This window comes from Clostridium sp. chh4-2, assembly GCF_002899675.1.
Classification (GTDB): Bacteria; Bacillota; Clostridia; order Lachnospirales; family Lachnospiraceae; genus CHH4-2.
In genome coordinates this window covers 109,946-122,840 of the sequence record NZ_PKUU01000007.1, presented here as the reverse complement: position 1 = coordinate 122,840, position 12,895 = coordinate 109,946, and the positions used below count along the sequence as shown (strand labels likewise).

13 protein-coding genes are annotated in these 12,895 nt (G+C 42.7%); 6 read left to right on the top strand and 7 right to left on the bottom strand.

Features of this window, described 5'->3' with window-relative positions; translation table 11 throughout:
- Positions 1-50: 50 nt before the first annotated feature.
- Both C0033_RS09430 and C0033_RS09425 read left to right on the top strand, forming a co-directional pair.
- Positions 51-1,565: a sulfatase-like hydrolase/transferase gene (locus tag C0033_RS09430; protein WP_103227607.1), complete on the top strand. Its 1,515-nt coding sequence runs from the start codon at positions 51-53 to the stop codon at positions 1,563-1,565.
- 113 nt (positions 1,566-1,678) lie between these two features.
- Positions 1,679-2,101: a hypothetical protein gene (locus tag C0033_RS09425; RefSeq protein ID WP_103227606.1), complete on the top strand. Its 423-nt coding sequence runs from the start codon at positions 1,679-1,681 to the stop codon at positions 2,099-2,101.
- A gap of 69 nt (positions 2,102-2,170) precedes the next feature.
- On the opposite strand, the gene C0033_RS09420 is transcribed toward C0033_RS09425, so the two are convergent.
- Positions 2,171-3,862, bottom strand: a complete 1,692-nt coding sequence (locus C0033_RS09420) for a hypothetical protein (RefSeq protein WP_103227605.1) — start codon at positions 3,860-3,862, stop codon at positions 2,171-2,173.
- 179 nt (positions 3,863-4,041) lie between these two features.
- Here C0033_RS09420 and C0033_RS09415 point away from each other — a divergent pair, with 179 nt between their 5' ends.
- From C0033_RS09415 to C0033_RS09400, 4 genes are all read left to right on the top strand, one after another.
- The gene (locus C0033_RS09415) at positions 4,042-5,091 is read left to right on the top strand and encodes a LacI family DNA-binding transcriptional regulator (RefSeq protein ID WP_103227604.1); all 1,050 of its coding nucleotides are present in this window, start codon (positions 4,042-4,044) and stop codon (positions 5,089-5,091) included.
- Positions 5,092-5,286: 195 nt separating this feature from the next.
- Positions 5,287-6,099 (top strand): sugar phosphate isomerase/epimerase family protein, encoded by an 813-nt coding sequence (locus C0033_RS09410; protein ID WP_103227603.1) that lies wholly within the window; start codon positions 5,287-5,289, stop codon positions 6,097-6,099.
- 113 nt (positions 6,100-6,212) lie between these two features.
- Positions 6,213-6,689, top strand: coding sequence for an RpiB/LacA/LacB family sugar-phosphate isomerase (locus C0033_RS09405; RefSeq protein WP_103227602.1), 477 nt, complete (start codon positions 6,213-6,215; stop codon positions 6,687-6,689).
- Between the two features lie 295 nt (positions 6,690-6,984).
- Positions 6,985-7,179, top strand: coding sequence for a hypothetical protein (locus C0033_RS09400; protein WP_103227601.1), 195 nt, complete (start codon positions 6,985-6,987; stop codon positions 7,177-7,179).
- A 103-nt stretch (positions 7,180-7,282) separates the two neighbouring features.
- Here the strand turns inward: C0033_RS09400 and C0033_RS09395 are convergent, their stop codons facing one another.
- From C0033_RS09395 to C0033_RS09370, 6 genes are all read right to left on the bottom strand, one after another.
- A complete protein-coding gene (locus C0033_RS09395; protein WP_103227600.1) occupies positions 7,283-7,612 on the bottom strand; it encodes a hypothetical protein in 330 nt (109 codons plus the stop codon).
- Positions 7,613-7,700: 88 nt separating this feature from the next.
- On the bottom strand, positions 7,701-8,345 hold the full coding sequence (locus tag C0033_RS09390; RefSeq protein WP_103227599.1) for a GntR family transcriptional regulator: 645 nt from the start codon (positions 8,343-8,345) through the stop codon (positions 7,701-7,703).
- A 30-nt stretch (positions 8,346-8,375) separates the two neighbouring features.
- Positions 8,376-9,278: an amidohydrolase family protein gene (locus C0033_RS09385; RefSeq protein ID WP_103227598.1), complete on the bottom strand. Its 903-nt coding sequence runs from the start codon at positions 9,276-9,278 to the stop codon at positions 8,376-8,378.
- Positions 9,275-10,282, bottom strand: a complete 1,008-nt coding sequence (locus tag C0033_RS09380; protein WP_242984461.1) for an ABC transporter permease — start codon at positions 10,280-10,282, stop codon at positions 9,275-9,277. Before C0033_RS09380 ends, C0033_RS09385 begins: the two co-directional genes overlap by 4 nt.
- Entirely contained in the window at positions 10,275-11,798 is a 1,524-nt protein-coding gene (locus C0033_RS09375) for a sugar ABC transporter ATP-binding protein (RefSeq protein WP_103227597.1), read from the bottom strand. Before C0033_RS09375 ends, C0033_RS09380 begins: the two co-directional genes overlap by 8 nt.
- A complete protein-coding gene (locus tag C0033_RS09370; protein WP_347501085.1) occupies positions 11,795-12,730 on the bottom strand; it encodes an ABC transporter permease in 936 nt (311 codons plus the stop codon). Before C0033_RS09370 ends, C0033_RS09375 begins: the two co-directional genes overlap by 4 nt.
- Positions 12,731-12,895: the final 165 nt, after the last annotated feature.

Genomic DNA, 12,895 nt, shown 5'->3' with positions numbered 1-12,895 from the left:
TGGAAAAGAAGGTCCTGTGGCCTCCTTTTCCTCCAAAATGGAGGATTGTCATGGATACGAAGAAATATAATATTGTTTGGTTTTGCACAGACCAGCAGAGATTTGACACAATATCAGGTTTTGGAAATGGCAGCATTAAAACTCCTAACATAGACAGACTGATGGAGGAGGGAGTCAGTTTCAGCCGGGCATATACCCAGGCTCCGATCTGTACGCCGAGCCGGGCCTGCTTTTTGACAGGAAGATACCCCAGGTCTACAAGGGCAACATTTAACGGTAATGACCATTTTTCTAAGGACGAAACTCTGGTAACCAAGATTTTTGCAGATCAGGGCTGGAACTGCGGATTGGTTGGAAAGCTGCATCTGGCTGGAGCCAAGGATCATATGGAAAACAGGGCGGAAGACGGGTATGAGGTGTTTAAGTGGAGCCATCATCCGCAAAATGACTGGGAGGAAGGGATTGACGCCTATCAGACATGGCTGCGTTCAAAAGGGGTAAAATGGGAGGATGCCTATAAGGGATGCCACTGGGACAATACGAATAAGCACACGGAACATCTGGCGGAGAAAAATGCCGGGTATCTGAAAGCTGTTTATGAAGAAGGATTTCAGCCTTTTGTGGGAATTGAGGCTCAGTATCACCAGACTACATGGTGCGTGGAAGAGGCGATTGGATTTATAGAGGATAACCAAGATCACAATTGGCTGATCAGCATTAATCCGTTTGATCCTCATCATCCCATTGATCCACCGCCTGAATTTCAATCCCGGATTGATGCGGAGGATATGAAACTTCCTCTTTGGAGGGAAGGAGAGCTGGATAATAAGCCGCCGTTTCATAAAAAGGATTATATGCAGGGTGCTATGGACGGCCGCTGTCACAGCATCATCGGCATGTCGGATGAGCAGAAGCAGCAGAACACCAGAGATTATTATGCGCAGATAGAATTGATTGACCAGCAGTTTGGGCGTTTGATGGATTACTTGGATCAAAAAGGTCTGCGGGAAAACACCATAGTCATCTATATGACTGATCATGGAGAACTGGATGGAGATCACGGCAATTATTATAAAGGACCTTATTTTTATGAATCTCTGGTACATGTGCCTTTAATCATGTCTTGTCCGGGGACGATTCTGCAAAATGTTAAGCGCAGCGCATTGGTGGAATTGGTGGATTTAGCTCCAACTCTACTGGAACTGAATGGAATTGAAATTCCTGATTATATGCAGGGAAAGAGCTTTAAAACGCTGCTGACTGATGAAGAGGCCAAAGACGCTCATAAGAATTCTGTATATACGGAATATTATGACTGCCTGTGTCAGGTTGGATATTCAGGTATCTTTGCTACCATGTATTATGATGGGAGATTTAAAATTGTCAATCACCACGGCCATGATTATGGTGAGTTGTATGACCATGCGGTAGATCCCAACGAATTTCATAACCTTTGGTATGATGAGAAATATCGGGATTTAAAGCATGAATTAATTAAAAAGAATTTTGACCAGATGGTTCTCAATAATGCGGATTATGTACTGGGCCGCAGGTGGGGATATTAAAAGACACGGATACAGATAATGCAGAACGCAGTTCAACCGGTTTCTCTTGCGTCCCTTTACTCTGCTGTTGTAAAATAAATACAGAGCTGATTTAAATTTAAGGGGGTATCCGAATGAACATAAAAGAGACCATAGACTTCTGCATCTCTTCCGCCATAAAACTTGGCCGTGAAGTTTATAATGAAAATCTGGATTTCAGCGATGAGAGCATTCAGACTGTAAAAGAAATTCTGGATGGCTATCACGAGCGGTATCTGCATCCGGAAAATGATAATGGGTTAATAAAAAATCGTGTAAATACATACGCCCATGTTTTTGGAATTTACGTGGGAGAGGTTTTGATCCGGAAAAGCGGCGGCAGCTATGCATGGAAGGATACGGAGTATGGAATTGTTCTGGCTAAAGATGAGAAAAATATTATTAATCCGGTCGGTAAGGCCAGTAAGCAAATCGTCAATGGCGTAGAGGGCGGAGACGATATTAAGTCTTTTTTTGATGTGGCGACAGCTATTATACGGGGAGAATTTCTATCGTAAATGTTTAGGGAAGAGGGATGATATCTTCATTCACTCTTCCCTGTTTTTATTAGTTTTAGATTCGCTTTATTACGAGTATATATCAGGCGCGCCTGATTCATCGTCTGATGCCAACCGTTCCGCATCGTCCAGAATTTCCTTTGGAAAATCCATATAAGCCAACAGTTTCAAAGCATTTTTGGATGTAGCAGGACCGGGATGGATCTTGTATTCAAATGAGATTTCATTGTCCGTTATGCACTCCGTAAAATGAAAATTACTGTAATCTCCCTTCAGCATTTCCGTCAATTCGATATCGTGTGTCGCCACGATGGCGATACAATTTCTTTTATTCAGATATTTCATAATTGCAGCTGACGCGGCAAGCCGTTCTTCCGTATTGGTTCCCCTCAGGATTTCATCGATTATGCATAAAACCGGCTTTTCGTCATTTAAAGCCTGGATGATCCGTTTCAGATACTTGATTTCGCGAATATAATAGCTGTCGCCGGAGGAAACATTGTCTCTGACTGCCATGGAGGTGATCACCGAAGAAGGGGGCAAAATGAAGCTTTTTGCCATGCATGTGTGGATGCTTTGAGCCAGCAGAGCATTAATTGCCAGCGCTTTAATAAAGGTGGATTTTCCGGAAGCATTGGAGCCGGTAATAATACAGCCGTCTTCTATGACTGCAGTATTGTATACAGGCTCATGAACTAAAGGATGGTAAATATCTTCGGCCGCAATCAAATTATCTTCACAGAATTCCGGGATACACCATATCGGCAGAGAAGCGCGGAATGAGGCGACGGAAATGGCGGTATCGATTTCACCAAGAGTCTGGTACAGTTCCATCAATTCTTTTTGATGCTCGGTGAGATGATTCATCACCTTATCATATTGGATGAAATCCCATAATGTAACGCCAAACGTGGACGATTCCATCATTGTGAAAATGTCGCCCGATAGATTGGCAGAGGTTCTCAACTGAGGTTTTCCGATCTTTAACAGCAATTTACGGAACACGGACAAGTTATCTTTTAAGTCATGGAATTCATTTTCATAATTTAAAGTATCAGAATCAACGATTTGCCTGGCGGTTTTCATGATTCCAAGGATGCTGCTCAGCATATTCAGATACATTTCATACCGGCTCTTTTGTACCGAATAGATGACGATATTGATTAAAGCAACAATGCAGGTGAAGCCAAGATACAGGTAATTCAGTTTTACAATGGCCGGAATTACGGATAAAAACAGCAGGATTCGCATAAAACGGTAGTATTCTATATGCGGAATTTTAAATGCTTCCAGATTATTGAGATAAGCGGGAAGAAAATAGTTGTCTTCCCCTTTGCCCAAATCTGATATTATGGGCCAGATGATATTTCTGTCTTCGGGATGAGATTCGAAGAAATCAGTCTTTTTCTGAAAAGAACGGTAAGAATTGCCCTGTCCGCCGGTTTTGTGCAGAGTGGAGTACAGAATCTGATCCCCGGCGAAGGATTTGCAGTTATTGAGTTCGCAGTAGATCTGATCCATCTCCAGATCATCCCAGGTGATATCGTCAATCTGGTTATCAGAGGATATTTGAGCGGATGAAAAGTCCCAGTCTTTTCCGACTAAATCTCTTTTATAGGATTGTTTTTTTGATTTTTTACCATAGGATTGGACGACCATTTTCCGGGCATATGTTCTCTTCTGATATTTGCTGCGTTTATCAGAAATGATGGAAATGATGATGAAAACGGCAATGAGAGCCACGAATATTTTAGCCTGCATAGAACCTCCTGTCTTGCCTGCCCCGGCAGCGCGCGGTGAGTGGTGGGATTTCCGTATTGATTGAAATTAATTATAGTCGGTTCCAAATTACTTGTCCAGTTAAGAAAAATACATATGGACAAAAAGGGTAAAATATGGCATGATCTGCATATAATTTGTTTAATGGTCGGAGGGCTTATATGGATAAAAGAAACAAGGTTACAACAAAGGATATTGCGCTGCGTTTAGGGGTTTCGACTACTACTGTGCATCGGGCCATTTATGGGAAAAAAGGGGTAAGTGAAGAATTAAGAAAAAGAATCCTTCAGGAAGTAGAAGATACAAATTACGTAATAGATGAAGCTGCATCTCTGCTGCGAAGAGATGAGATTAATATAGCCGTGGTTTTGCCGCAGCCCACAGGAGAGGACCGCTATTTTTTCAGAGGTATCTGGAAGGGAATTAACGATGCGGAAGAGGATTTAAAAAATCAGAAATTTAATGTACAGCATGTGGAAAATGAGCTGGGTATTTACGGAATGAGCGATGCGCTTGAGAACTTGTTTGACAATACGGACAACAGCCTTCAAGGACTTATAACCATGTGTGACGATGAAAAATCAGCTGGTTGGATCAACCGATTTTCAAAACGTGGAACACAGGTTGTGCTTGTTTCCAATAGCGGTGAAGGAGTGGAAGCATTATGCTCTCTCAAAGCGTCCCATAAAGAAAGAGGTGCGTTGGCGGCACATCTGATTAATGTGCTTTTTTCCAATGCTTCAGGAACCGTATTGGGTATAAATGAAAACCGGGCGGTTTTCAGCAGTAAGCATTACCTTGTGAGCCTGCGGGAAAACCTTACTGAAAATTTGCGGTATTCTGAAGTGGCCGGAGTGGACGCCTCTGAATATGAGGGGAAGCTGTGCAGCATATTAATATCTGAAACTCCGGATGTATTATTTTGCGGCAGCGCCAGAATAACCTATAATGTCTGCAGAATCGTGAAAGATATGGGATTGTCCGGGAAAGTCAGGATCGTGGGTACGGACGTTTTTGATGAATTAAAAACATTTTTTGAAGATGGAACTTTGCTGGCATCTGTGTATCAGTCTAATAGGGAACAGGGGCGAATTGCTTTAAGTATTCTTTCAAAAAAACTTTCAGGCTTGAGGAGTGAGAATGAGTGCAGGATCGTTGATATGCCCATCGGTTTAGTTATGAAAGAGAATTATCGGTTTTACAGTTCATAACAATCATTGACTGTATTATTTGGTATAAATGACAGTGAAAAACATTTGACTTGCTTGAATGAAAAAAGAAATAAGTGTATTGACAAAATTAGTGAAAGGGATTATTCTAGCATTTAAGTAAACGTATACGTTAATTGAAAACCTTAAATGTTTTCGTATAACGAAAAATCATAGTTGAAAGAAAAGGAGAACAGAATGAAATTTTCAGTGACATGCGCTCTTGAAACAGGAGAGAAAACCCCTGTGGTACTTAGAGGGGATTATAAAAGCTGTATAGAAACAGCTTCAGAAATAGGCTATGACGCAGTTGAGATCCATACCAGCGATGCGAATACTATATTGCTTGAGGGAGTGGAGGAAGAGCTGAAAAGATTACACGTCGGCCTGTCATCCATCGGAACCGGACCCGCTTATGGTAAATATGGGCTTTCCCTTTCCTCAGAAAACGAGGACATCAGAAACAGGGCGGTAGCAAATATAAAGGATCATATTGCTGTGGCGAAAAATTTCGGAGCAATCGTGATTCTGGGACTCATTAAGGGGAAAAAGAGCGAGTGTTCCAGTGAAGAGAAATACTATGAATTACTGGATAAGAGCATGCGGGAATGTATCAGCGCAGCTGAAAAAGATAACGTTTTATTAGTCTTTGAAATCATAAACCGCTATGAGAGTGATGCACTCAATACAATCGAAGAGGGGCTGGACTATATTAAACGATTTGAATCAGAGAATATAAAGCTTCATATTGACAGTTTTCACATGAATATAGAAGAGACAGATATACCGGCTGCGATTATTAAAGCGGGTAAGAATCTGGGACATGTACATATTGCGGATAGTGACAGATGGTATGCAGGTCATGGGCATTTTGATTTTAAAAGCATGCTGGAAGCGTTAGAAGAAATTGGCTATCAAGGAGTATTGTCCTTGGAATCTTTTAAATATCCTGATCCGCTTGAAGCGGCAGCAAAAAATTTAGAACATTTAAATGGGATGCTTTGTAACTAAATAATTTAAATGGGTTAGTACAAGCCGGTATCATCATATTGACCTGAATAGAAGAGCAGGAAGATGCAGAAATACTGGGCAGCAGTCATGATTAAAAACAGGAGAAAACTGAGATGAGAGTGGGAATTGCTTCAGATGTTTCTGGCTTTCGATTAAAGGAAGCGGTAAAACAAAATCTGATAAAAAAAGGATATAATATTACGGATGTGGGCCAGACCTCAGAGGATGAACCGATGATGTATTTCGATGCGGCATCTAATTTAGCAAAAAAAATTCAAACCGGAGAATTTGACCGGGGAATTGTAATCTGCGGTACAGGAGCAGGCGTCAGCATGATAGCCAATAAATTTAAAGGAGTATACTGCGTTGCGTGTGAAAGCGTGTTTACGGCTGAAAAGATTTCTTTGATAAATAATGCAAACGTGCTGGCCATGGGAGAAAATGTCGTCAGCTATTGTATGGGAACGGAAATGGCTGAACGGTGGCTGGAAAGTAAATGGTGCCAAGGATTTGAACCGGAACGCAAAATGAAGAATGAAAAGGGATTTGCTGTTTTGCAGCAGATTGAAGCGCAGAACCGGCTTTTTTAATGACTTCATTGACATACATCCACATTCGATTAACAAGATATCCACATATTTATCCACAATATCCACCGACAATACAAGATATTTAGGGTAAATATTGTGGTTATCTATATATAGTGGTATCATAATTGTGGATAAGTTTTTATTTCTATAGGAAATAGTCTCTTGTTGATTCGGAATTGATGATTGTCATTTACTGTCGAATTGGATATCTTAGTGGGTTTTATACGTGGAGAAAAGATGAAAGAACTTAAAATTAAGCACAGCATATTTTGTTTTGACGAGTGGGATTCCTGTTTTGATCTATACAAATGGTGAATTTAAAGAAGATGATCGTGATGAGCTGGAAAGAGCATTGGAAGAAAATGTGATTAGCATAAGTCAATATCAGTTGGCGAATACCGCAGCTTTTGAAATGATAAAATGGGTGGTAACAGATTTTAATGGTTTCATAACTTTTTGCTTTGACAGACTGAGGGAAATGGTGGATTAATGCACCAAATATGAGGTTGATTTTTCCACCATTTGTGTCTGACTTTCTGCCATGGCGCATTAGGTATTGGTTCATTAAAGCGCTGACTTCGCATCGTTTTATTTCATTCTTCCTCTATTTTCCGAAAGTCTTTTACGTTAAACCACCATGTTCCGTCCTCACCGAGATAGGGATTATAGGAAGGAGGACACTCTTCAAACGTATAGGAGCCCTTATTATATGATGAAACGGTATAAATTTCACCCGTGCTAATTTCATAGCCAATTCCAATGTATGCCGAATCCTTGATTGCAATAACTTTTTCACCAGGCCGTGCGATACTTGGATCAAGTTCTTCCGTTTTTTCCTCCCCATTCTGGCTGCTGTACAGTATTCCGGCGGAAAGCAGATTTCTTCCTAATTTTAATAAGCGTTTTTTTTCTTCGTCTGTCATTATATGTCCTTTCTCCATTAATTCGGCTTTGCATATCCAACGGTTGAAGAAGGCACTTTTTCTTCTTCAACCGTTTCCCCTATACTGCTTACATTCCCTTCCCCATCAAAAGATCAAACGAACTCTGTTTCCCCTGCTGAAGATGATAAATCATTGACTGAGCCGCCTTATCATAATCACCTTCCAAAATCCACTTTGTAATGTCTATGTGTTCCGCGATGCTGTATTTAAGCCGGGAATTCCGATCCCCTGTCATGATACGCATCCGCCTTGTCTGGTCCCGGAGCTGTTTCAGCGTTCGGAACAGATGTGCATTGGGGCAGCAGTCCAGTATCATATCATGCAGTTTGTCATCCAATTCGATCTTTCCCTTTTCATCACCGGTATTCTTTAGGGCATTTTCGCAGGATGCCATATATGCCTTTAATTCATCTTTAGAAATATTACATCCCCAGCGCTTGATAATATGTGGCTCAATCAGTTCTCTTACCTCATATACATCTCTTACGTCGCACATCTTTACATCGGTTACCCATATTCCTTTTTTAGGCATGATCTTAACCAGATTTTCCTGTTCCAGCCTGCTGATCGCCTCCCGTATGGGGGTATGGCTGAAATCCACCTCCTTTACCAGATCCATTTCGTTAATAAGTGTTCCCGGCCAATATTGACATGTAATTATCTTTTCCTTAATAATCTGATATGCTTTATCTTTAAGGGTTTCCTTTGCCATATATCCCCATTTCCCTTCTGATCAAAATGTCTATCCGTAGACTTCCATTCCATTGTTGTAATAGACATCCTCTAACTCCGCTGGAGTAAATACTCCTGAATCCTGGAAATAATCATACAAATGACGATAGCTGTCCCGGGTTAGAGGGCATGGAATATCACTGCCCCAAATCAGTTTTTTTGCGCCTACAATCTCTTTGGCTGTCTTCAGATACTGAATTGCCGTAGGATAAGGATACTGTTCCGGGTAAACATTCCAGGGAAGTGCTGAAATATCAAACCATATATTCTCTTTTTTCAAGGTTTTTAATCCCTGTTCCAATGCCTCCCCGTCTTTAAGAGTGGGAGCTAACAGATGGCATATTACAATTTTCATGGATGGATGGCGTTCTGCAATATTAGCAACTGCCTGAGGCTGAAAGCTGGCCATTCCCGGGCTTCCCAGATCCAGTGTAAGCACGCATCCCCGCTGCGCAGCCATTTGGATAAGACCCGACAACCGGCTTCCGTCCAATTCAAATGCTTCATGGTAACTCATAAGGCCGGGGCCGGTGCTGACTTCAAACTTTAGAACCCTTACTCCGGCGTCCAGATACCTTTCAAGGATCGGAACCGCCTCCAGGCAGAAGGGATCAACGGTGCATGCAGGAATAAAGGTGTCCGGATATTTGGCGGCCACTTCCAGTGTATAATCGTTTTGAAAACCGTAAAATCCGCCCTGCAGCAAAACCGCTTTTTCCACACCTTCCCGGTCCAGAAATGCTTTCAGCGCTTCTCCGGTTACATTTTTCTCACCAAGTTCTGCCGGAAACATGGTAATTTCGTCACCATTGGCCCAGCGCGCTTTTCCGCCGCCAATTGCCCTGAGTTCTCCCCGGCCGCCATAGCCGGCTAAGCGTTCTACGACATGTGCATGTGCATCAAATAGTTTCATGCTTTCACCTCTCTTTTCCTGTTAAACAATGACCGCTGCAGGCCATTTCCTTTGTTCTTTGAGTAAACGTCAACCGCAACAGCGCAGATAATTATAATTCCCTTCACCAGAGTGTGATAGGTGGAAGGCACTCCCATAAGCCGCATACCGTTATTAAGAAGTCCTACCAGCATTGCACCGAACAGCGCTCCCTGAATAGAGCCTTCTCCTCCCATCAGACTTGTGCCGCCAACCACAATAGCAGTAAGCACATCATTTTCATATCCTGAAGCCGCTTTGGCGATGGCCTGCTGGTTCATGGAAGCCAGTACAATTCCCGCCATAGCGGCAGTAAAGCTCGAAATGATATAGCAGATAACGGTGATTTTTTTCTTTGAAATACCCGAAAGTTCGGATGCATCTCCATTACCGCCAACCGCATATACATACTGGCCAAAAACTGTTTTATTAAGCACAATATAGGTGAGCAGCATCATGCCTCCCATAATAAATATGGGAATAGGAATACCGAACACACGGCCGCTTCCAATTACTGTAAAGAGTTTTGGCTCCATTGCGGCGATCGTGTTGTTTCCTGTTGTAATTTGAGCGAGGCCATTCACAATATTCTGCGCGGACAAGGTGATGAGAAATGCCGGTACGGAAAAGCCTGAGATAATCAGACCATTTACCAACCCCACTCCAATACCGGCCAAAAGACCGAGTAAAATTCCCGTCAGGGCAGCCCCCGGAGTTTTCCCCATGGAATTCATTACAACCACGGCTACCGCGCCGCTTAAAGCTGCTACCGGACCCACGGATAAATCAATACCGCCCAGCAATACCGTGAAGATCATACCACAAATCATTACGCCGTAGATAGAGATAGCATAGAGAATACTCAACATGTTGTTCCATGTAGGAAATACCTTCGGCTGAAGAATTGTCATGATGATTATGACCACCAGAAGAATTAATGGTTTCTGAAATTTAGAAATCTGTTTTCCAAGATCTTTTTTATTCACCGTTTGCCACCTCCTCTTCCTGTGTCAGACCCGAAGCTGCAGCGAGCACATCTTCCTGCGTCACGGCTCCGCTGTCGAACTCTTTAAAGATTGTTCCCTTACGGAAGACCAGGATTCTATGGGATACCCGTATCAGTTCCTGAAGATCCGAGGATACCACAATTACCACAACTCCTTTTGGTGCCAGTTCCTCCAGGATATTGTAAATTTCCTCCTTAACGCCCACATCAATTCCGGCAGTGGGTTCATCCACCATCAGCACTTTCAGATCGCGCATCAGCCATTTTCCTACTACGACCTTCTGCTGGTTTCCGCCGGATAAATTGCCCACCAGAAGATCCGGATTATCCGGCCGTATGTCCAGCCGTTTTATAGCGTCCCTGGACATGTCACCTTCCTTTGAAAGCCTGATAAATCCCAGGTGCTTTTTTAACTGGTCATAGTTGGTAAGCGCAATATTTTTACGGATGCTGAGAAGAGGGACAAATCCCTGCGTCCTTCGGTCTTCAGGAACCAATCCGAAACCGTTTTGTATATTTTTTTTCACACTGCAAGAAATCTTTTTTCCTTCAAATGTAATCTCACCGCTGTCATATTTATCTATCCCATAGATACAGCGCAGCACCTCAGTCCGCCCGGAACCCACCAGACCGCCGATTCCCAGGATCTCTCCCTGATGAACATCAAAGGAGATATCCCTGAAGACCCCCTTGCGGCACAGATTTTTAACACTTAGTTTAACCGGTTTATCCGTCTTTTTCATAACGAACCGGTCGCTCGTATCCTTTAACTCTTTTCCAATCATCATACGTATAGTATCTGCCGGATTAATATCCTTTTTTTCAACCATACCCGCATTGACGCCGTCTCTTAGTACGGTGAGCCGGTCGGCAAGCATATATACCTCTTCCAACCGGTGTGTGATATAGAGGATTCCAACTCCCTTTTCTCTCAGATTGCGGATGATTTCAAAGAGACTTTCCGATTCAGAAGCGCTTAAAGAAGCAGTTGGCTCATCCATGACGATCAAAGGAGCGTCCACAGTCAGCGCCTTTAAAATCTCCACGGTCTGCCTTTGAGCAATACTGAGCGTTTCAGCCACCGCATCCAGATCCAACTTGAGATGGAAACGTTCCATCAAATCCATAGTCCGTTTTCTCATTGCCTTGTTATCCAGGAATCCGAATCGCCCCATTTCCTGTCCAAGCAGTATATTCTGCATGACTGTAAGGGTTGGAATTAAACTCAGTTCCTGATAAATAACGGATAACCCCAGTTTTTGAGCATCAGATCTGCTGTTGATCTCCACCTTTTTTCCTTGAAAATAGATCTCCCCGCCATCTTTCGGATAAACGCCCATGATAATTTTGATCAAGGTAGATTTTCCGGCCCCGTTTTCACCCATCAGAGCATGAACTTCACCTCTGCGGACCTCCAGATTCACCTTCTTTAAAACCTTTACACCGGAAAATTCTTTCTCTATGTTATGGGCATATAATAAAATGTCATCATTCATGCTTGTGCCCCCTTTTCCAGTTCAGCCCGTTTGCCTGAGCTCAAAGTCTTGTTCTCCATATATCTCTGATAAACAGAATCGAAGAGTACCATGATTATAATGACTGCGCCTTTGATAATAACCTGATATTCACTTCCTAAATGATATTTATAGATTCCGTTGGTCAATACTGCCATGAACAGCGCCCCCAGCATACTGCCGACTACGTCGCCTCGGCCTCCGCTGAACGCACAGCCTCCAACCACAACGGCCGCAATAACATCAAACTCTAATCCGGTTCCCAATTCAACCGTAGCCGCGCCGGTACGGGCTAAAAGGAAAATAGCTGCTATTCCACAGCAGATTCCTGAAAAAACAAATGCAGTCCGTTTTATCCGGCCAGTATCAATTCCTGACAGATCCGCTGATTTGCGGTTAGCTCCGGCGGCATAAGTATAAACGCCAAGCTTTGTCTTTTTCAGTATCAGCTGTCCGATAATTACCATAATAAAAAAGACCATAGTTACCAGATAGATTCCGTTGATATGACCGCTAAGCAATGTAAAACTGTCATTTTTAATAACCTTATTGCTGATTCGGCCTGCTTCGCGGATCGCAAACAACATAGCCAGGCCTCTGAATATTCCCTGTCCGGCAAGTGTGGCGATAAAGTCCGGCAGTTTCAAACGGGTTACCACGTTTCCATTAAAATAACCGCCTACAGCACCCAGAAGAACACATAAAATACAAATTGCCCAAACCGGTACCTGGGGCATGTAATATAATATATTAGCAGCTATCATACATACAACCGCTACCAAGGCTCCGGTGGACAAATCAATTCCAGCAGTGATTATGACAAAGGTCACCCCGACAGCTATAATCCCTGTCACAGAGGCATCCCTCAGAAATGTAAAAATATTATTAGGAGTTAAAAAATATTCGCTGGTCAAACTGAAAATCAGAATAAGCAGTGCCAGTAGACCGGCAGAAATTAAGCGTCTGATTCTTTCCTGCCTCAATGTGTTCCCTCCTTAAATTCGGATTTTTTTAAAGGGATGACTCCGGCAGACTGGTACAGTTCCACCTAAATTGTACCGTTTGCCAGAGTATCATCC